We start from the raw sequence: 21,864 nt of genomic DNA on the forward strand, positions 1-21,864 counted from the left end.
AGGGGTGAACGGGCAGGTCAAGTGCCAATGGCCGCTACTATTTAGGTGATGGTCATGCCGCTCTTCGACACTGCATCCACCATGGACGCCTCCTCGGCTGTTCCCCTCGGTGTCAGCGTCCCACGCGCTGATTCGGGTGGTACCCGCCACCATGCGGGGGGCCGGGCCAACGTTGCCTGTTTGGCACCCGCCGTCCCAAGCCTGGACATCGCCTACTGCCCTCCGGGCGGGGAGTGGCGGGTCCAGACCCTGCCCAACATCACCAGGGGCGTCCACCACGGCATCGTGGAGGACCTGCCCTACGGGTCGCGCTACGGCTTCCGTCCGTCGTCGGACAACCAGCCGTTACCGCCTGCCGTTCCCACCGGCAACAACGGCGTCAACGGGTCGGCCAGGCAGCCGCTGCTGCTCGATCCGTACGGCAGGGGAGTGGACCAGCGCGACGGCGTCCTCACCAGCGTCCGCACCGCCACCGACTTCGACTGGGGAACGGACGAACTCCTGCGCCTTCCCTGGCGCAACACCATCGTCTACGAAGCCCATGTGCGCGGCCAGAGCATGCTCCATCCGGACGTGCCGAAGGAATTGAGGGGCACCTACGCCGGCCTGGCGCATCCTGCCGTCGTGGAGCACCTCACCAGCCTGGGCATCACATCTGTCCAGCTGCTGCCTGTCCACTTCCACATCGACGAGCCGCACCTGCAGGACCTGGGGCTCAACAACTACTGGGGGTACAACACCGCTGCCTTCTTTGCCCCGCACCCCGGGTACGCCACCCAGGCTGCCCAGGAAGCCGGTGCACAGGCGGTCCAGGACGAGTTCAAAGCCATGGTCAAGGCCCTGCACGCCGCCGGGCTGGAGGTCATCCTCGACGTCGTCTACAACCACACCGCAGAGGGCGGCGTGGAGGGGCCGGTCCTGAACTTCAAGGGACTGGGGAAGGACGCCTACTACCGGGTGGACGAGCACGGCAAATTCGTCGACACCACAGGCTGCGGCAACGCGCTCAACTTCGCGGACCCGCGCGTGGTCCAGCTGGTCACCGATTCGCTGCGGTACTGGGTGGATGAGTTCCACATCGACGGCTTCCGCTTCGACCTGGCCGTCACGTTATGCCGTAACGCCGCGAACGAATTCGATCCCAAGCACCCCTTCCTCACCGGCGTCGCCGCCGATCCCGTCCTGTCCGAGGTCAAGCTGATCGCCGAACCCTGGGACATAGGCTACGGCGGCTGGCAGACCGGCCAGTTCCCGCCCGGGTGGGTGGACTGGAACGACCACTTCCGGGATTCAGTGCGGACCTTCTGGCTGGCAGACCGTGCCGCGATTGATGCCGGCGGGCACGGGGGAACCATGGCCAAGCTAGCGGACGCGCTGTCCGGTTCCGCAGGCCTCTTCCAGGCCTCCGGCCGCTCGCGCCTGGCGTCGGTCAACTTCGTCACCGCCCACGACGGCTTCACCATGAACGACCTCGTATCCTACGACCGCAAGCACAACGAGGACAACGGCGAAGAAAACAGGGACGGCCACGGGGACAACCGCAGCTACAACCACGGCGTGGAGGGCCCCACCGAGAACGGCGCGATCCTGGCGAAGCGTGCCCAGTCCAGGCGCAACCTCATGGCATCGCTGATGGTGTCCTTGGGGGTGCCCATGATCGCCGCCGGCGACGAGCTGGCAAGGACGCAGCAAGGCAACAACAACGCCTACTGCCAGGACAACCACATCACCTGGCTGGACTGGACGTTGTCGCCTGAAGCACACGAAATGCTGCGCAGCACCAAGCGGTACATCCGGTTGCGCAAGGAGTTCCTGGCCGCCCAGCCACACGATTTCCCGGTCCGGGACGAGCAGTCCTACCTCTACTGGTTCGACCACGACGGGCAGCCCATGTCCGCCGACCGCTGGAACGATCCGCACTGCCGGGTCATGCAGCTCCTGCTGGGAGACGACAACGGCGAGCTGGCCGGCCTGGTGGTGGTCAACGGCAGCGCCTCCGACGTGGAGGTCACGCTCCCGGACGCAGGGAGGCGGAGCCCCAGCCTGTTCGAGCTCCGGCTGACCACCTCGCCGCGGCACAAAGAGCGGCAGGGCATCCAGGTGCCGTCGGGGGAAACCGACCTCGCAGAGGCCAACTCCATCAGCATCTACCGCACGTAGACGCCTCCAAAAATCAGCCAACCAGCCGGCAGGTACACCCCGAATGCGCAACCGCTCCATCGTTCCCTTGCTCATCACCACCCTGGTGGTGCTTGCCATGGTGGCCTTCGGCGGGGCAGGGCTTCTGGGCGGGCAGACCGAAAGTACGACGCCGGGAACGGCATCCAGCCAGGCGTCCACTCCGGGCGGCACGGCTGCGTCAGGGGCGGCGAAGCAGTCTGCGCCCCACCGGGCGGCCAACCCGTCCAGCCTTCCGGAAATCCGGGAGTCGGCGCTCCCTTTGGAGGGCCGCAGGGTGCTGGCGCTGATCCGCGCGGGCGGCCCGTACCAGTACAGCCAGGATGACCAGGTATTCGGAAACTTCGAGCAGGTCCTGCCGGCCAAGGACCGGGGCTACTACCGCGAATACACGGTTCCCACGCCCGGCGAAGCGGACCGGGGCGCCCGGCGCATCGTCGCAGGGAACGGCGGCGAAAAGTATTACACCGGGGACCACTACTCAACGTTCAAGTACATAGCGGAAGGCAGCTAGCACAACCATGAGAATCTTCTCCGGCGACACCTGGACCCTGGAAGAACTGCAGGAACAGGTAGCCGACGCCGGCCGCCGCAGCGTGGTGGTCCCGCCCGCTGACAGCAAGCGCGCCGTCCTGGAAACCTTCGGTGAGGTCCTGGACTTCCCCGAACACTATGGCGTGAACCTCGACGCCCTGAACGACTCGCTCCATGACTTCGCAGACAGCATCACCGAGAACGGCAACCCGCCCGTCACGGTCCTGTGGCAGGTGGCCGCCCCGTTCCGCAGCGACCGGTCGTTCGGTATCATCTGCGAGATCCTGCAGGACGCCGAACGCTACGCGGGCAAGGACCTGGCCGTCACCGCCGTGCTGCTCTGAAGCAGCTCTTATTGCCCTGGTGGCGGCGCGCCGCAGCTAGCCCTGTGGGCGCTCCTCGTGTGAAACATAGGTGTCAAGCAGTGCCGAAGCCCTGCCGCCGTCGTCCTCCGCTGCCAGGCCCTTGCGCATGCTGTCCGCTTTCTGCCGCCCTGCCGGGAACGGCGGCAGCAGCGGGATCTCGGGGTCGGTCAGTACCTCGATCACCACGGGGCAGTCCGCCGCGAAGGCCTGCTCCCACGCCTCCGCAAGCAGCTCAGGATCCTCCACGCGGATGCCTTTGAGCCCGAGCAGATCGGCGTAGCCGGCGAAGGGAAAATCGGGCAGTTCCTGGCTCGCGGCAAAGCGCGGCTCGGCCTCCGACTCACGCTGCTCCCACGTGACCTCGGTCAACTCCCGGTTATTGAACACGCACACCACGAACCGGGGGTCCTGCCACTGGCGCCAGCGGTGCGCCACTGTGACCAGCTCCGCTACGCCCAGCATCTGCATGGCGCCATCCCCGGCCAGGGCCAGCAGCGGACGGTCAGGGTGGGCGAGCTTGGCGGCGATCCCGTACGGGATGGAGCAGCCCATGCTGGCAAGCGTCCCGGAAAGGTGCGCAGGGACGCCCTGGGGCAGCACCAGTTGGCGGGCGTACCAGTAGACGCAGCTTCCGACGTCGACACTCACCATGGCGTCTCCGGGCAGCCGGCCGTTGAGCTCCCGCACCACCCGTTCCGGGTTGACGGGGCTGGCCGCGACGGCGGCACGGTCTGCCGCCAGGATCCGCCAGCGGCTGACTTCTTCCTCCACCTCCGAGCGCCACTGGGTCCGCGGACGGTGTTCCAGCCGCTGGTTCAGGGCCTCAAGGGCCGAAGCGGCGTCCCCTGCCAGGCCAACCTCCACGGGGTAGCGGTTGCCGATCTTCTTCTCGTCAATGTCGATCTGGACGGTACGCGCGGCGCCGGGCGGCGGATAGAACTCCGTCCAGGGATCGTTGGAGCCCACGATCAGGAGGGCGTCGCAGCTGCCCAGCAGGTGCGCGCTGGCCGTGGTGCCAAGGTGGCCCATCGTTCCCACCGCGATGGGCAGGCTCTCATCCACGTAAGGCTTGCCCAGCAGGCTGGTGGCGATTCCCGCACTAAGCTTCTCGGCAATCGCCACTACTTCGTCGCGTGCGTGCCTGGCTCCCTGGCCCACCAGGAGTGCCACCCGTTCCGCCGAATTGAGCAGGGCGGCCGCCGCGGCGAGGTCCTCTTCGCGGGGAGTCTTGGCCGCGGCGCTCCAGGACGGTGCGGTGACCACGATGCCGTGCTGCTGCCCAAGCTCCGGCGCAGGTTCGGACTGCACGTCGTGGGGGATGATCACCACGCAGGGGGAGGAGGTGGCCTTCGCCGTCCGGAAGGCCCGGTCCAGCACCATGGGCACCTGCTCCGCCGCGCTGACCTGCTGCACGAACTGGGAAGCAACGTCCTTGAACAGCGCCATGAGGTCGATTTCCTGCATGTAGGCAGAACCCAGCACTGTACGGCTCTGTTGTCCCACGATCGCCACCAGCGGCACGCCGTCCAGCTTGGCGTCATACAGCCCGTTGAGCAGGTGGACAGCGCCGGGGCCCTGGGTGGAGGTGACCACCCCTACGCCGCCGGTGTATTTGCCGTGGCCCACAGCCATGAACGCGGCCGACTCCTCATGCCGCGCCTGGACAAACTCAACCTGTCCCTCACTGCGGCGCAGGGCGCCCATGAAGCCGTTGATGCCGTCCCCGCTGTAGCCGAAGACCCGGTCCACACCCCACGTGGTGAGGCGCTCCACGATTACATCGGCCACCGTGCGTTCGGTCATTGGTCCTCCTAGGGTGGGTTCCTGGCCTGCCTGCCAGGAACCGTACCCATCGGACCCGGGGGCTATGCGTTGACGATCAGTCCCAGCTCGGCCTTGGACGCAAGGGCCTCATGCCGCGGCAGGACCCGGACGGTGTAGCCGAAGGGCCCGGAGCGGTCGATCACCAGGGAACCGCTGAACAGGTGGCGCCCGTTGCCGAGGTCCTCCTTCACCTGCAGCTCCATCATGGTGATGTCCGCCAGGGTGTCGTTCTCTTCCGCCCGCCCGTAGGCCACCTCCACGCAGACATCATCCGGGGTGAGCGCGTTCAGGGCCACGTAAGCGTTGACCTGCAGGGTGTCGCCGATCTGCGGATCCTCGGACACGCCCACGGAATCCACATGCTCCACATGCACCTGCGGCCACGCTCCGCGGACCTTCGCCGACCAGGACGCCAGCGCCCGGGCCTGGGCGTAGGAGTTGGCGGTGGCGCTGCGGCCCGCGTCGGCGGCGGGACGGTACAGGATGTTCACGTAGTCCCGGAGCATGCGCTCGGCGGAGACCTGCGGACCGAGGTGGGAGAGGGTGTGCTTGATCATGGACACCCAGTGGGTGGGCACGGTTTCGCTCCTGGTGGTCGAGGGGCCGGCCGCGCCGGCGCCCTCGGAGACCGTGCCGCCGTAGAAGCGGGGGGCCACCTGCGTCTCCAGCAGCTCGTACAGTGCGGCAGCCTCGATGTCGTCGCGTTCCTCGGGCGAGGCGTCGTTGTTGGCGGTGGGGATGGCCCAGCCGTTCTCGCCGTCGTACATCTCATCCCACCAGCCATCCAGGACGGACAGGTTCAGCGACCCGTTCAGTGCCGCCTTCATGCCTGACGTGCCACAGGCTTCCAGAGGGCGCAGCGGGTTGTTCAGCCAGACGTCGCAGCCGGGGAACAAGGTCCTGGCCATGGCGATGTCGTAGTTGGGCAGGAACGCAATCCGGTGCCTGATTTCCGGATCATCCGAGAAACGCACCAGGTCCTGGATCATTTTCTTGCCGGCGTCGTCGGCGGGGTGGGACTTGCCGGCGATGACCAACTGGATGGGGTGGTCCTTGTGCAGGAGCAGTGCCTTGAGCCGGGCCGGTTCGCGCAGCATCAGGGTGAGCCGCTTGTAGGTGGGCACGCGGCGGGCGAATCCGATGGTGAGCACGTCCGGGTCCAGGACGTTGTCTGTCCAGCCAAGCTCGGCATCGGCGGCACCGCGCTTCTTCCACGCGGCACGCAGCCTGCGCCGGACGTCCTCCACCAGGGCCGCCCGCAGTTCCCGCCGCAGGGCCCAGACGTCGGCGTCGCTGACGTTGTAGGCGAGGTCCCACTTGCCCAGCGCTTCCGCCTCGCTCCCGAACTGGTCGCGGGCCAGCTTGGAGATGCGGCTGTCCACCCACGTGGGCACGTGGACGCCGTTGGTCACGGAGGTGATGGGCACCTCCGAGTGGTCGAAGCCGGGCCACAGCGCGGAGAACATGCCGCGCGACACTTCACCATGGAGCTTGGCCACGCCGTTGGCGCGCTGGGCCAGGCGCAGGCCCATGACGGCCATGTTGAAGACGGAGGGGTTTCCGTCCGCGTAGTTTTCCCGGCCGAGTTCCAGGACCCGGTCCACCGGCACCGCGGGGGCCAGGCCGGCCTGGAAGAAGTGGCTGATCTGGTTGATTTCGAACCTGTCGATGCCGGCCGGGACGGGCGTGTGGGTGGTGAACACGGTTGAGGCACGCCCGGCAGCCAGCGCTTCGTCGAACGTCAGTGCCTGCTCACCGGACATCAGTTCCTGGATGCGTTCGATGCCCAGGAACCCGGCGTGGCCCTCGTTGGTGTGGAACACTTCCGGGGCCGCGCAGCCGGTCAGTTTCTGGAAGGCGCGCAGGGCCTTGACCCCGCCCATGCCGAGCAGCAGTTCCTGCTGCAGCCGGTGATCGCCGCCGCCGCCGTACAGCCGGTCGGTGATGCTGCGGGCGGCATCGTCGTTGCCGGGAACGTTGGAGTCCAGGAGGAGCAGGGGTACGCGTCCGACGTCGGCCCGCCAGATGTGTGCCAGCAGGCGCCGGCCGTTGGGCAGGGGGAGGGAGATCTCCAGTGCCTTGCCGTTGCCGTCCGGGGACGGCTCGCGGAGCAGGGTGAGCGGCAGCCCGTCCGGGTCCAGGACCGGGTAGGTCTCCTGCTGCCAGGCGTCGCGGGAGAGGGACTGCTTGAAATAGCCGGCCTGGTAGAGCAGGCCCACGCCGATCAGGGGGACGCCCAGGTCCGAGGCCGCCTTGAGGTGGTCACCGGCAAGGATGCCCAGGCCGCCGGAATACTGGGGAAGGACCTCGGTGATGCCGAACTCGGGGGAGAAGTAGGCAATGGAGGCCGGAGCATCGGGCCCCAGTCCCTGGTACCAGCGCGGCTCCTCAAGATACCTGTCAAGGTCCTTTTCGGCGGCACGCACCCGCTCCACCACAGACTGATCCGCGGCGAGCTGCTGGAACTCCTCACGGCTCACCATCCCCAGGAAACCTATGGGGTCCTGCCCGCTTTCCTCCCACAGGCGCGGGTTCAGCCCGGCGAAGAGTTCCCGGGTGGGGCGGTGCCAGGACCACCGCAAATTGCTGGCCAGCCGGGCCAGCGGCCGAATGGGCTCGGGGAGGACTGTACGGACCGTAAACCTGCGGATTGCCTTCACCTGCGTCACACTAACCGACAACCTGCGCGGCCGGAACCAGCTTTCGGTTTCTTTTGGGTAAATGACAGGGGCGTGAAGAAATTGGGCCGCGGCACGGCGTATTTAGTGAGCAGGCTTAGCAATCCTGCCCATTTCTCGCTAACGTCAAGCCTGTGACGACTAACTCAGGAACCAGTGCAGCATCCACCAAAATGCCCCAGCGCCGAATCACCGAGGGCCTGCGGTTCGGACGTTTTCCCATCACCGCCGTGCAGCCTGTCGTCGAGGACGGCAAGTTCCCGGCCAAGGCCCTGCCCGGCGAAGCGATCGTGGTGGGCGCCACCGCCTTCCGCGAAGGCCATGACATGCTCGGTGTCAGCGCAGTGCTCCTGGACCCCTCCGGTGCAGAGCGGCAGCGCGTCCGGCTTGCGCCGCCCCGCGGGGAACGCGGCATGGGGACGGACCGCTGGGAAGGCGTGCTCACGCCGTCGGAAACCGGAAACTGGTCCTTCGTCATCGAAGCCTGGCACGACCGCTACGGCACCTGGCACCACAACGCGGAGGTCAAGATCGACGCCGGCATCGACGTCGAACTCATGCTTTCGGAGGGTGCCAAGCTGCTTGGCGAAGCCGCCGCAGAGGACTTCCGGGACGACGTGGACCGGGCGGCCCTGCAGCGTGCCGCGGACGTCCTCGCGGACCAGTCCCGCAGCACCGAGGAACGCCTCGGGGCGGGATTCAGCGCGGAGATAGCGGACATCGTTGCCCGCCAGCCAATCCGCGAACTGGTGACCGTGTCCCGGAAATACCCCCTGCTGGTGGAGCGGGACCGTGCCGGCCGCGGCGCCTGGTACGAGTTTTTCCCCCGGTCCGAAGGCGCCGTCAAGGACCACAACACCGGCGCGTGGACCTCAGGGAACTTCCGGACCGCGGCAAAGCGGCTCGACGCCGTGGCGGCCATGGGCTTCGACGTCCTGTACATGCCGCCCATCCACCCCATCGGCCTGCAGCACCGCAAGGGCCCCAACAACACCCTCGTGGCAGGCCCCAACGATCCCGGCTCGCCATGGGCCATTGGAGCCAAGGAGGGCGGCCACGACGCCATCCATCCCGACCTGGGCACCTTCGAGGATTTTGACGCCTTCGTGGCGCGGGCCAACGAGCTGGGCCTGGAAGTAGCCCTGGACCTCGCGCTGCAGGCAGCACCGGACCACCCGTGGGTGCAGTCCCATCCGGAGTGGTTTACCACCCGGGTGGACGGCAGCATTGCCTATGCGGAAAACCCGCCAAAGAAGTACCAGGACATATATCCGCTCAATTTCGACAATGACCCGGAAGGCCTTTCCCAGGAAATTCTGCGGATTGTGCTCCTTTGGGTCAGCCACGGGGTAAAGATTTTCCGGGTGGATAACCCGCATACCAAGCCCGTGTGGTTCTGGGAATGGCTTATTGCGGAAGTGAATAAAGCCGAACCCGGCGTGGTGTTCCTCGCCGAAGCCTTCACACGACCCGCCATGATGCACGCACTGGGCAGGGCAGGCTTCCAGCAGTCCTACACCTACTTCACGTGGCGGAACACCAAGAAGGAAATCCAGGAATACTTCGACGAGGTCAGCCACGAGTCCCCGGCGTTCTTCCGCCCGAACTTCTTCGTCAACACCCCGGACATCCTCACCGAATTCCTGCAGTATGGGGGACCGGCGGCATTCCGGATCCGGGCGGTGCTTGCCTCAACCGGAAGCCCGCTCTGGGGCGTCTACGCCGGCTACGAGCTGTTCGAGCACGTGGCCCGGCCCGGCGCGGAGGAGTACATCGACAACGAGAAGTTCGAATACAAGGCACGCGACTGGGATGCGGCCGCCGAATCAGGGCGCTCGCTGGCCCCGTACATCACGCGGCTTAACCACATCCGGCGGGACCACCCGGCGCTGCTGGACCTGCAGAACCTGACGGTGCACCAGAGCACCGATGACTCCACCGTGGTCTTCTCCAAGCACAAGACGCTTCCCGACGGTTCCAAGGACACCATCATCGTGGTGGTCAACGTGGATCCGCACGTCACCAAGGAATGCAGCGTGGCCCTGGACCTGGCAGCCCTGGAACTGGACCCGCAGGACCTCACCCCGGGCGGCGGCTTCTACGTGGACGACCTGATCTCCGGCCAAAGCTGGGAATGGGGCGAGTACAACTACGTGCGCCTGGATCCGCACGTGGAGCCCGCCCACATCCTGAGCGTGAGGAGAATGCATCAGTGAATTTCAATCCGCAAAGTTCCGGCCACTTCACCCCAAAGAGCACATTCGAGCTAAACGCACCCGGCCTTCAGCATGACCCGTTGTGGTACCGCAAGGCAGTGTTCTACGAAGTACTTGTGAGGGCCTTTGCGGATGCCAACGGCGATGGGTCCGGGGACTTCTCCGGACTCATCGACCGGCTGGACTACCTTCAGTGGCTGGGCGTCGACTGCCTCTGGCTGCCCCCGTTCTTCCAGTCGCCGCTGCGGGATGGCGGCTATGACATTTCCGACTACAACTCCGTCCTGGACGAGTTCGGCACCATCAGCGATTTCAAGCGGCTGGTGGCAGAAGCCCACGCCCGCGGCGTCCGGGTAATCATCGACCTCCCGTTGAACCACACCTCGGACCAGCACCCCTGGTTCCAGGAATCCCGGAAGGACCCGGACGGCCCGTTCGGCGACTTCTACGTCTGGAGCGACACGGACGAGAAGTACCAGGACGCGCGCATTATCTTCGTTGACACGGAGGAATCGAACTGGACGTTCGATCCCATCCGGCGGCAGTTCTTCTGGCACCGGTTCTTCAGCCACCAGCCGGACCTGAACTTCGAAAACCCCGCCGTGATCGACGCCGTCTTCGACGTGGTCCGGTTCTGGCTGGACCAGGGCATCGATGGTTTCCGGGCGGATGCCATCCCCTACCTCTACGAGGAAGAGGGCACCAACTGCGAGAACCTGCCGGCAACGCATGAGTTCCTCCGGGACCTGCGGGCCATGGTGGATGAAAACTATCCCGGCCGAGTGATCATCGCCGAAGCAAACCAGCCGCCCAACGAGGTGGTGGAGTATTTCGGGACCGCGGAGGAACCCGAATGCCATATGGCCTTCCACTTCCCCATCATGCCCCGCCTGTATTACGCCCTGCGGGACCAGAAGGCAGCGCCTATCATCCAAACAATGCGCGACACCCCGGACATCCCCGAGGGCGCACAGTGGGGAACGTTCCTCCGGAACCACGATGAACTGACCCTGGAAATGGTCACCGCCGATGAGCGTGCGGCGATGCTCGGGTGGTACGCGCCGGATCCCCGCATGCGGGCCAATATCGGCATCCGGCGGCGGCTGGCCCCGCTGCTGGACAACTCACGGGCCGAGATCGAGCTGATCAACGCACTCCTGCTCTCGCTTCCGGGCAGCCCGTTCCTGTACTACGGGGACGAGATCGGCATGGGGGACAACATCTGGCTCGAGGACCGCGACGCCGTCCGCACGCCCATGCAGTGGAACCCGGACCGGAACGCCGGTTTCTCGCACGCGGATCCCGGCAAGCTCTACCTGCCGCCCATCCAGTCACTGGTGTACAACTACGCCATGGCCAACGTGGAAGCGGAGGCGGCACATTCAGGGTCCCTGCTGCGGTGGACCCGGCAGATCCTCAGCGTCCGCAAGAACCACCCCGCCTTCGGGTTGGGCGGATTCAAGCATGTGGAAGCAGACCACGACGCCGTCCTGGCGTACCTGCGGGAACTGCCGGCCGGCAACCCTGCCGGTGCCGACGCCGAGACCATCCTTTGCGCCTTCAACCTTTCCCAGCATCCGGTGGCTGCCACGCTGCGCATCCCCGAGTATGCCGGGCGGGGGCTCCGCGATGTCTTCGGCGGCCAGATCTTCCCTGGCATCGGCGACGACGGCAGCCTCACCCTGACCATCGGAAGCCACGATTTCTTCTGGCTCCGGTTGCGCTCGGCGGGGTCCAACCCGTCGTCGCCCTACACCCAGGCCATGCCCATCCTGTCGATAGAGAACTGAGATGAATCAGCCAATCCTCACTCCCGCCCTTACCGCGCTGCTCAAGGAATGGCTGCCGCAGCAGCGGTGGTTTCCGGTCAAGACCCCCGACTTCGACGTTTCCCAAGCGGGCAGCCTGGGGCTGACGGACCCCAGCGGCCATGCGGCGCTGGCCGTGTTCCTTCTGAACATCACCACGCAGGGGCCCGACGGCGGCCCGCGCACCGCGGTGGTCCAGGTTCCCTTGAGCTTTCGGCCGGCGCCGGCAGGCGGGATGGAGCGGGCGCTGGTGGGCAATGCCGCGGGAATGGATCCCACCCGCCCCTGGGTCTACGACGCCGTCCACGACCCCGACTTCGTGGGCGCGTGGCTGGAGCTCATCCGGCAGCAGGAGAAGGCTGCCAGCGGTACGGCCACGGGGTTCCGGGTTGATGGTCCCTACCGGCTGCCTACGGCCAAGGGCGTGGTGAAAGTGCTCTCCGGCGAGCAGTCCAACAGTTCCGTCCTGGTGGACGACGGCGAATCGGCCGCCATGGTGAAATTCTTCCGGGTGCTTTCCGACGGCACCAACCCCGAGATCGAGGTGGGTGCTGCCCTGACCAAGGCGGGCACCTCCGAGGTCCCTGCCACGCTTGGCTGGGTCAGGGGGGAGTGGCTCGGACAAGGCGCCCAGGGAAACCAGGGCAACACCGGCTCCGGCGGCACCGGTACCAAGTATGTGCAAGGTGAGCTCGCCGTGGCCCACGAGTTCCTCGCCGGCGGCCGGGACGCCTGGCGGCTGGCCGTGGACGCCGCGCGCTCGGGCAGGGACTTCACGTCAGAAGCGCGGGCCCTTGGCGCGGCCACGGCGACGGTGCACAAGCGCCTGGCGGAGGCCCTGGGGCAATCAGCCGAGCCTGAACCCGGCAAGGGGGCAGGACCTGCTGTTGCCCAGCGCGTCCGCACCGCCTGGGCTGAAGCCCGTGCCGCCGTCGGGCCTTACGACGATGCTCTGGACACCCTGCTGGCCGGCCTGGACAAAACTCCGGCCGGGCCGCTGCAGCGCATCCACGGGGACCTGCACCTGGGCCAGATCCTCCTGGTGACCGGCCAGTCCGGCGACGAGTCCCGGTGGGCCATCCTGGATTTCGAGGGTGAGCCGCTGCGGCCCATCGCCGAACGGAACGTCCCGGACGTCCCCCTGCGCGACGTGGTGGGGATGCTCCGGTCCTTCGACTACGCAGCCGGAGCAGCCCAGCGCGAACAGGAAGGCGCGCAAGTCCCGGACAACTGGGTTGACGACTGCGCCGACGCTTTCCTGGCAGGGTATGCCGGGGTCATTCCCGGCACGGTGGACCGGACCTCGCCGCTGTTTGTGGCATTGTGGCTGGACAAGGCGCTGTACGAAGTTGTTTATGAAATGCGGAACAGGCCCGACTGGGTGGCGATTCCAGTAAACGCCTCCAGGCGGCTCCTGGGCAGCAATGGTGCCGGCGGGTCCGCCGGTGCAGCATCGGAAGGTAACGAAATGACAGGCTCAGCACGAACTGACCGTCCGGGGGTGCCCCTGCACGTGGATGAAGGCACCCTGGGCAGGATCGCGAACGGTGAACACCACGCCCCCCACTCCGTCCTGGGCGCGCACCTGGACGACTACGGGCATGTCACCATCCGCACCGTGAAGCACCTCGCCGAAGCAATCACCGTGGTCACCCAGGCCGGTGAAGTTCCCATGCAGCATGAGGCCCACGGCGTGTGGGTTGCCGTCCTGGAGCCGGTGGAGCAGGGACACGTTCCGGACTACCGGCTCTCGGTCACCTACCCGGGCAAGGAAGCGGTGACGGTTGATGACCCGTACCGCTACCTGCCCACCGTGGGTGAAGTGGACCTGCACCTCATCGGCGAAGGCCGGCACGAGAAGCTGTGGACCGTGCTCGGCGCCCACGTCCAGCACTACAAGTCCTCGCTCGGGGACGTCAACGGTGTTTCCTTCGCTGTCTGGGCTCCCAATGCGCAGGCTGTCCGCGTCAAGGGCGACTTCAACGCGTGGGACGGCCGCGAGAATTCCATGCGCTCGCTGGGATCTTCCGGTGTCTGGGAAGTCTTCATTCCCGGCGTTACGGCAGGCGCCTGCTACAAGTACGAGATCCTGACGCGGGGCGGCTACTGGGTTGAAAAAGCCGACCCGCTGGCGTTCGGCACCGAGGTCCCCCCGTTGACCGCGTCCCGCGTGGTGGAGCCCTCCTACGCCTTCAAGGACCAGGAATGGATGGAAGCGCGCAGCAAGCGCGACCCGCACAACTCGGCCATGAGCGTCTACGAGGTGCACCTCGGATCATGGCGGCTGGGCCTTGGCTACCGCGAACTCGCCAAGGAACTGGTGGAGTACGTCAAGTGGCTCGGGTTCACCCACGTTGAATTCATGCCTGTGGCCGAGCACCCCTTCGGCGGTTCATGGGGATACCAGGTCACGTCCTACTACGCCCCCACGTCCAGGTTCGGCCACCCGGATGAGTTCCGCTACCTGGTGGACGCCCTCCACCAGGCCGGCATCGGCGTGCTGCTGGACTGGGTGCCCGCGCACTTCCCCAAGGACGCCTGGGCCCTGGCCCGGTTCGACGGGGAGGCGCTGTACGAGCACTCCGACCCCGCCCTGGGCGAACACCCCGACTGGGGCACCCTCATTTTCGACTTCGGCCGCTCCGAGGTCCGGAACTTCCTGGTGGCGAACGCCCTCTACTGGCTGGAGGAGTTCCACATTGACGGCCTGCGTGTGGACGCAGTGGCCTCCATGCTCTACCTGGACTACTCACGCCAGGATGGCCAGTGGCGGCCCAACCGCTTCGGCGGCAGGGAAAACCTGGAAGCCATCTCCTTCCTGCAGGAAGTCAACGCCACCGTGTACAAGACCCACCCGGGCGCTGTCATGATCGCGGAAGAATCCACTGCCTTCCCCGGCGTCACCGCCCCCACCAGCCACGGCGGCCTGGGCTTCGGCCTGAAGTGGAACATGGGCTGGATGCACGATTCGCTCAAGTACATCTCCGAGGACCCCTACAACCGCCGCTGGCACCACGGCACCGTGACGTTCTCCCTGGTGTATGCCTTCACGGAGAATTTCCTGCTGCCGATCAGCCACGACGAGGTTGTCCATGGCAAGGGTTCCATGCTCCGCAAGATGCCGGGCGACCGCTGGCAGCAGTTGGCCAACTTGCGGGCCTTCTTTGCCTACCAGTGGGCGCACCCCGGCAAGCAGCTCATCTTCATGGGCACCGAATTCGGCCAGGAAGCCGAATGGTCTGAGCAACACGGCCTGGACTGGTGGCTCGCGGACATCCCGGCACACCGGGGACTGCAGTTGCTGACCAAGGACCTGAACGAGTTGTACGCGTCCACGCCGGCCCTGTACACGCAGGACAACGTTCCCGCCGGATTCCAGTGGATCAACGGTGGCGACGCCGACCGGAACGTCTTGTCGTTCATCAGGTGGGACACCGACGGCAACCCGATCGTCTGCGCCATCAACTTCTCCGGCGCACCACATGTTGGCTACACCTTGGGCGTCCCGTCGGCCGGTGCCTGGACGGAGGTCCTGAACACGGACCACACCACGTACGGGGGCTCCGGCGTGCTGAACGAAGGCGAACTGAAGGCGACGGATCACGGACAGGATGGCCAGCCGGCGACCTTGACCGTCACTCTGCCGCCGCTCGGGGCGTCCTACTTCAAGCCGGGTGCAGCAGTGGCTGACTGATCCACCCCGGCACTAAGCAACCCGGAACTGAACGAGCGAAAGGTCCGGAATCCGCGTGATTCCGGGCCTTTCGGCAGCTTAGGGGAGGCCCGTCCGGAGTGGAGTGGCAATCCCGGAAGACTGGTGGTACAGTTTATTTCCGCGCTGCTCCACGGAGTCAGACGGAAGACATGATCCCCTCAAGCTTATGCCGAGGATGGTCGCGGACTCCGGTTTGACACGCAGGATGTCAGCGGGTAAGTTTGAAAAGTTGCTCCGGAGCGATCCTGAATGTTTGGTTTGGGTGGTGCCGGGTGTGTCTGTTGTTTGAGAACTCAATAGTGTGCCAAGTTTGTTGATACCGATTATGTATGTAATTGGTTGAATTTGCCGAATCGTGCCGCCCCTGTGGTATTGGTTTGGTGTTTTTAGCTGGTTTCAAATTTTGTGCAGCCAGGATGGCCGTTATTTCCGGTGGTTTTGGTTGTGTCTGTTTGTTTTCAACGGAGAGTTTGATCCTGGCTCAGGATGAACGCTGGCGGCGTGCTTAACACATGCAAGTCGAACGATGATGCCAGCTTGCTGGTGGATTAGTGGCGAACGGGTGAGTAACACGTGAGTAACCTGCCCTTGACTCTGGGATAAGCCTGGGAAACTGGGTCTAATACCGGATATGACCTTCCATCGCATGGTGGTTGGTGGAAAGCTTTTGTGGTTTTGGATGGACTCGCGGCCTATCAGCTTGTTGGTGGGGTAATGGCCTACCAAGGCGACGACGGGTAGCCGGCCTGAGAGGGTGACCGGCCACACTGGGACTGAGACACGGCCCAGACTCCTACGGGAGGCAGCAGTGGGGAATATTGCACAATGGGCGCAAGCCTGATGCAGCGACGCCGCGTGAGGGATGACGGCCTTCGGGTTGTAAACCTCTTTCAGTAGGGAAGAAGCCGTAAGGTGACGGTACCTGCAGAAGAAGCGCCGGCTAACTACGTGCCAGCAGCCGCGGTAATACGTAGGGCGCAAGCGTTATCCGGAATTATTGGGCGTAAAGAGCTCGTAGGCGGTTTGTCGCGTCTGCCGTGAAAGTCCGGGGCTCAACTCCGGATCTGCGGTGGGTACGGGCAGACTAGAGTGATGTAGGGGAGACTGGAATTCCTGGTGTAGCGGTGAAATGCGCAGATATCAGGAGGAACACCGATGGCGAAGGCAGGTCTCTGGGCATTAACTGACGCTGAGGAGCGAAAGCATGGGGAGCGAACAGGATTAGATACCCTGGTAGTCCATGCCGTAAACGTTGGGCACTAGGTGTGGGGGACATTCCACGTTTTCCGCGCCGTAGCTAACGCATTAAGTGCCCCGCCTGGGGAGTACGGCCGCAAGGCTAAAACTCAAAGGAATTGACGGGGGCCCGCACAAGCGGCGGAGCATGCGGATTAATTCGATGCAACGCGAAGAACCTTACCAAGGCTTGACATGAACCAGACCGGGCTGGAAACAGTTCTTCCCCTTTGGGGTTGGTTTACAGGTGGTGCATGGTTGTCGTCAGCTCGTGTCGTGAGATGTTGGGTTAAGTCCCGCAACGAGCGCAACCCTCGTTCCATGTTGCCAGCGGGTAGTGCCGGGGACTCATGGGAGACTGCCGGGGTCAACTCGGAGGAAGGTGGGGACGACGTCAAATCATCATGCCCCTTATGTCTTGGGCTTCACGCATGCTACAATGGCCGGTACAAAGGGTTGCGATACTGTGAGGTGGAGCTAATCCCAAAAAGCCGGTCTCAGTTCGGATTGGGGTCTGCAACTCGACCCCATGAAGTCGGAGTCGCTAGTAATCGCAGATCAGCAACGCTGCGGTGAATACGTTCCCGGGCCTTGTACACACCGCCCGTCAAGTCACGAAAGTTGGTAACACCCGAAGCCGGTGGCCTAACCCCTTGTGGGAGGGAGCTGTCGAAGGTGGGACTGGCGATTGGGACTAAGTCGTAACAAGGTAGCCGTACCGGAAGGTGCGGCTGGATCACCTCCTTTCTAAGGAGCGCCTACAGCCAGCCACTCATCGTGTATGCGGTGGGGTTGGGGTTGTCAGGAAGCAAGCCCGTTGCGCAGGCGATTGTCCTGCGGCGGGTGCTCATGGGTGGAATATCAACAAATAGGTGCCTGGTGGCACGGACCGGTCAGTGAGTACGAACCTTCTCCTTTGTGGGGTTGTTGTTCTGGAAAGCGGCCGGGCTGGGTTGCCGGGTAGTGTTTGGCACACTGTTGGGTCCTGAGGCAACAGGACCGGGGGTTTAGGCCTTCGGGAGTGTTTGTTTCTGGTTTCCCTGCCATGTCGTTCCGCGCACGTGTTTGTGTGTGGGGTGTGTGGTGTGGGGTTGTTGTTTGAGAACTACATAGTGGACGCGAGCATCTTGTATAAGAAGCAATTTCCAAGATATTAGAACCTGGATCTGGTTCGTGTGCTTTTGGGTGCGCGGGACAGTTTCTGTGGTTCTCTCGAGTGAGCTTGTTTTTGATCTTTGTGGTCAAGTTTTTAAGAGCACACGGTGGATGCCTTGGCATTAGGAGCCGAAGAAGGACGTAGGAATCTGCGATAAGCCTGGGGGAGTCGATAACCGGACTGTGATCCCAGGGTGTCCGAATGGGGAAACCCCGCCAAGCGCGCGAGTGACTTGGTGACCCGTACCTGAACACATAGGGTGCGTGGGGGGAACGCGGGGAAGTGAAACATCTCAGTACCCGCAGGAAGAGAAAACAATAGTGATTCCGTTAGTAGTGGCGAGCGAACGCGGATCAGGCTAAACCGTTCCATGTGTGATAGCCGGCGGGCGTTGCATGGTCGGGGTTGTGGGACTTTCCATACCAGTTCTGCCGGGCTGGTGGGGTGTGATGTGCGCGCATAGGTGAACGGTTTTGAAAGGCCGGCCAGAGAGGGTGTTAGTCCCGTAACCGTAATGTGTTTGTACCGCCTGTGAGAGTATCCCAAGTAGTACGGGGCCCGAGAAATCCCGTGCGAATCTGTCAGGACCACCTGATAAGCCTAAATACTCCCTAATGACCGATAGCGGACCAGTACCGTGAGGGAAAGGTGAAAAGTACCCCGGGAGGGGAGTGAAACAGTACCTGAAACCGTGTGCTTACAATCCGTCGGAGCAGCCTTGTAGTTGTGACGGCGTGCCTTTTGAAGAATGAGCCTGCGAGTTAGTGTTACGTCGCGAGGTTAACCCGTGTGGGGCAGCCGTAGCGAAAGCGAGTCTGAATAGGGCGTGTGAGTGGCGTGATCTAGACCCGAAGCGAAGTGATCTACCCATGGCCAGGTTGAAGCGACGGTAAGACGTCGTGGAGGACCGAACCCACTTCAGTTGAAAATGGAGGGGATGAGCTGTGGGTAGGGGTGAAAGGCCAATCAAACTTCGTGATAGCTGGTTCTCCCCGAAATGCATTTAGGTGCAGCGTTGCGTGTTTCTTGCTGGAGGTAGAGCTACTGGATGGCTAATGGGCCCTACAAGGTTACTGACGTCAGCCAAACTCCGAATGCCGGTAAGTGAGAGCGCAGCAGTGAGACTGTGGGGGATAAGCTTCATAGTCGAGAGGGAAACAGCCCAGACCACCAACTAAGGCCCCTAAGCGTGTGCTAAGTGGGAAAGGATGTGGAGTTGCCCAGACAACCAGGAGGTTGGCTTAGAAGCAGCCACCCTTAAAAGAGTGCGTAATAGCTCACTGGTCAAGTGATTCCGCGCCGACAATGTAGCGGGGCTCAAGTACACCGCCGAAGTTGTGGCATTCACATATTGTCCTAGCCTTCGTGGTTCAGGAGTGTGGATGGGTAGGGGAGCGTCGTGTGGGCGGTGAAGCTGCGGTGTAAACCAGTGGTGGAGCCTACACGAGTGAGAATGCAGGCATGAGTAGCGAAAGACGGGTGAGAAACCCGTCCGCCGAATGATCAAGGGTTCCAGGGTCAAGCTAATCTGCCCTGGGTAAGTCGGGACCTAAGGCGAGGCCGACAGGCGTAGTCGATGGACAACGGGTTGATATTCCCGTACCGGCGAAAAACCGCCCATGCTGAGCGGGGGATACTAACTGCCCGAAACCTGCCCGATCACCCTTGTGGTGTGAGGGTTTTGGTGGAGCGCAGGACCTGATCCCGGGAGGCAAGCGTATTAACAGGTGTGACGCAGGAAGGTAGCCGAGCCGGGCGATGGTTGTCCCGGTCTAAGGATGTAGGGCGAATGGTAGGCAAATCCGCCGTTCATGTGCCTGAGATCTGATGGGACCCCCGTATGGGGGGATTTGGTGATCCTATGCTGCCGAGAAAAGCATCGACGCGAGGTTTTAGCCGCCCGTACCCCAAACCGACACAGGTGATCAGGTAGAGAATACCAAGGCGATCGAGAGAATTATGGTTAAGGAACTCGGCAAAATGCCCCCGTAACTTCGGGAGAAGGGGGGCCCCAACCTTGAACACCACTTGCTGGTGGGAGGGGATCGGGGCCGCAGAGACCAGGGGGAAGCGACTGTTTACTAAAAACACAGGTCCGTGCGAAGTCGCAAGACGATGTATACGGACTGACTCCTGCCCGGTGCTGGAAGGTTAAGAGGACCGGTTAGCCGCAAGGCGAAGCTGAGAATTTAAGCCCCAGTAAACGGCGGTGGTAACTATAACCATCCTAAGGTAGCGAAATTCCTTGTCGGGTAAGTTCCGACCTGCACGAATGGAGTAACGACTTCCCCGCTGTCTCAACCATAAACTCGGCGAAATTGCAGTACGAGTAAAGATGCTCGTTACGCGCAGCAGGACGGAAAGACCCCGAGACCTTTACTATAGTTTGGTATTGGTGTTCGGAGTGGCTTGTGTAGGATAGGTGGGAGACGTTGAAGCCCGGACGCCAGTTCGGGTGGAGTCATCGTTGAAATACCACTCTGGTCACTTTGGACATCTAACTTCGGCCCGTAATCCGGGTCAGGGACAGTGCCTGATGGGTAGTTTAACTGGGGCGGTTGCCTCCTAAAAAGTAACGGAGGCGCCCAAAGGTTCCCTCAGCCTGGTTGGCAATCAGGTGTCGAGTGTAAGTGCACAAGGGAGCTTGACTGTGAGAGAGACATCTCGAGCAGGGACGAAAGTCGGGACTAGTGATCCGGCGGTACATTGTGGAATGGCCGTCGCTCAACGGATAAAAGGTACCTCGGGGATAACAGGCTGATCTTGCCCAAGAGTCCATATCGACGGCATGGTTTGGCACCTCGATGTCGGCTCGTCGCATCCTGGGGCTGGAGTAGGTCCCAAGGGTTGGGCTGTTCGCCCATTAAAGCGGTACGCGAGCTGGGTTTAGAACGTCGTGAGACAGTTCGGTCCCTATCCGCTGCGCGCGCAGGAAATTTGAGAAGGGCTGTCCTTAGTACGAGAGGACCGGGACGGACGAACCTCTGGTGTGTCAGTTGTACTGCCAAGTGCACCGCTGATTAGCTACGTTCGGATGGGATAACCGCTGAAAGCATCTAAGCGGGAAGCTCGCTTCAAGATGAGATTTCCATACACATTTATGTGTGAGAGGCCCCCAGCCAGACCACTGGGTTGATAGGCCGGATGTGGAAGCGAGGACTAACGACTCGTGAAGCTGACCGGTACTAATAGGCCAACAACTTACACCACACAGAAAAACATTCTGCTTGCGTCCACTATGTGGTTCCCAACCAACAACCCCCAAACATCGGGCTTATTGGCGGAACCAACAATTGAATAACACCACTACCTGCCCTCACGGGCAGGGATGTTGTAACCACTAATCTTCCCACCCCCGGAGCGTTTTCGCGGGGGAGCGGGTGAAAGGGTTACGGCGGTCATAGCGTGGGGGAAACGCCCGGTCCCATTCCGAACCCGGAAGCTAAGACCCACAGCGCCGATGGTACTGCACCCGGGAGGGTGTGGGAGAGTAGGTCACCGCCGGAACATCATTACAGTAGGGCCCTGACAACGAACGTCAGGGCCCTACTACTTTAACCACCACAGACGCACCCAGCCACAAGCTCGTTGAGTCCTATCAGGCACGGACAGGGTGGCTGGCACAATGCCCCCGGGTAGGATGGTCCCTCATGAGCAGCATCTTCAGCCACGCCCAGCACCCTTTCGAAGAAGCCGGGCAGCCGGCAGCTGATCCCCTGGAACCAGTGGTAAACACCGTGGTTGTTCCAGGGCCAGTCGCCCGCGCCTTCGCCGGCTTCACCGACCACACCCACCTGTGGTGGCCCTTGGAACAGCACGGGGTGTACGGCGCCGCTTCCTACGTGGAGTTTGAGGAGAACCTGATCCTCGAAACGGCGGACGATGGACGCACCTCCATCTGGGGAACCCTCGACGACTGGCAGCCGCCCCTGTCCTTCCACGCTACTTGGCACCCCGGCACCACAGCCCTTTGGTCCACCGAGCTCCTGGTTGTATTCCGGGCGGTGGAAGCGGGTACCGAGGTCCGGGTTTTCCACGAGGGCTGGGAGGGCGCGGAGGACCCTGCCGCAGTACGCCAGGAATATGTGGAGGCCTGGCCGCTGATCCTTGAGAAGTTTGCCCGGTTTATGGGCAGCGAAGCCTGAACTTCCTGC

At 63.3% G+C, this 21,864-nt stretch carries 9 protein-coding genes and 3 rRNA genes; 10 read left to right on the plus strand and 2 right to left on the minus strand.

Going from position 1 to position 21,864, the window contains the following annotated elements:
• The first annotated feature begins 48 nt into the window (after nt 1–48).
• The 3 genes from glgX to JCQ34_RS03515 are packed head-to-tail and all read left to right on the plus strand — an operon-like array spanning nt 49 to nt 3,056.
• Nucleotides 49–2,160, plus strand: coding sequence for a glycogen debranching protein GlgX (gene glgX / locus JCQ34_RS03505; RefSeq protein ID WP_286401869.1), 2,112 nt, complete (start codon nt 49–51; stop codon nt 2,158–2,160).
• 43 nt (nt 2,161–2,203) lie between these two features.
• Complete coding sequence (locus JCQ34_RS03510) at nt 2,204–2,692, plus strand: ribonuclease domain-containing protein (protein WP_286401872.1); 489 nt, start codon at nt 2,204–2,206, stop codon at nt 2,690–2,692.
• A 7-nt stretch (nt 2,693–2,699) separates the two neighbouring features.
• On the plus strand, nt 2,700–3,056 hold the full coding sequence (locus JCQ34_RS03515; RefSeq protein ID WP_286401874.1) for a barstar family protein: 357 nt from the start codon (nt 2,700–2,702) through the stop codon (nt 3,054–3,056).
• A gap of 36 nt (nt 3,057–3,092) precedes the next feature.
• Here JCQ34_RS03515 and JCQ34_RS03520 read toward each other — a convergent pair whose 3' ends face one another.
• Both JCQ34_RS03520 and glgP read right to left on the minus strand, forming a co-directional pair.
• Nucleotides 3,093–4,880: a thiamine pyrophosphate-requiring protein gene (locus tag JCQ34_RS03520; RefSeq protein WP_286401877.1), complete on the minus strand. Its 1,788-nt coding sequence runs from the start codon at nt 4,878–4,880 to the stop codon at nt 3,093–3,095.
• A gap of 62 nt (nt 4,881–4,942) precedes the next feature.
• Nucleotides 4,943–7,561, minus strand: a complete 2,619-nt coding sequence (gene glgP / locus JCQ34_RS03525) for an alpha-glucan family phosphorylase (RefSeq protein ID WP_286401879.1) — start codon at nt 7,559–7,561, stop codon at nt 4,943–4,945.
• 191 nt (nt 7,562–7,752) lie between these two features.
• Here glgP and JCQ34_RS03530 point away from each other — a divergent pair, with 191 nt between their 5' ends.
• From JCQ34_RS03530 to JCQ34_RS03560, 7 genes are all read left to right on the plus strand, one after another.
• Nucleotides 7,753–9,795 (plus strand): alpha-1,4-glucan--maltose-1-phosphate maltosyltransferase, encoded by a 2,043-nt coding sequence (locus tag JCQ34_RS03530; RefSeq protein WP_286401882.1) that lies wholly within the window; start codon nt 7,753–7,755, stop codon nt 9,793–9,795.
• Nucleotides 9,792–11,585 carry a maltose alpha-D-glucosyltransferase gene (gene treS / locus JCQ34_RS03535; RefSeq protein ID WP_286401885.1) on the plus strand — a complete coding sequence of 598 codons (1,794 nt, stop codon included), beginning with the start codon at nt 9,792–9,794 and terminating at the stop codon, nt 11,583–11,585. Before JCQ34_RS03530 ends, treS begins: the two co-directional genes overlap by 4 nt.
• A gap of 1 nt (nt 11,586) precedes the next feature.
• On the plus strand, nt 11,587–15,297 hold the full coding sequence (locus JCQ34_RS03540; RefSeq protein ID WP_286401887.1) for a 1,4-alpha-glucan branching enzyme: 3,711 nt from the start codon (nt 11,587–11,589) through the stop codon (nt 15,295–15,297).
• A gap of 479 nt (nt 15,298–15,776) precedes the next feature.
• A 16S ribosomal RNA gene (locus tag JCQ34_RS03545) occupies nt 15,777–17,301 on the plus strand.
• 492 nt (nt 17,302–17,793) lie between these two features.
• Nucleotides 17,794–20,920 (plus strand): 23S ribosomal RNA (locus JCQ34_RS03550).
• 180 nt (nt 20,921–21,100) lie between these two features.
• Nucleotides 21,101–21,217: ribosomal RNA gene (rrf, locus tag JCQ34_RS03555) — 5S ribosomal RNA — on the plus strand.
• The 16S, 23S and 5S rRNA genes sit together here, the layout of an rRNA operon.
• 143 nt (nt 21,218–21,360) lie before the next feature.
• Nucleotides 21,361–21,855 carry a hypothetical protein gene (locus JCQ34_RS03560; RefSeq protein ID WP_286401890.1) on the plus strand — a complete coding sequence of 165 codons (495 nt, stop codon included), beginning with the start codon at nt 21,361–21,363 and terminating at the stop codon, nt 21,853–21,855.
• Nucleotides 21,856–21,864: the final 9 nt, after the last annotated feature.

This window comes from Pseudarthrobacter defluvii, from assembly GCF_030323865.1.
Classification (GTDB): domain Bacteria; phylum Actinomycetota; class Actinomycetes; order Actinomycetales; family Micrococcaceae; genus Arthrobacter; species Arthrobacter sedimenti.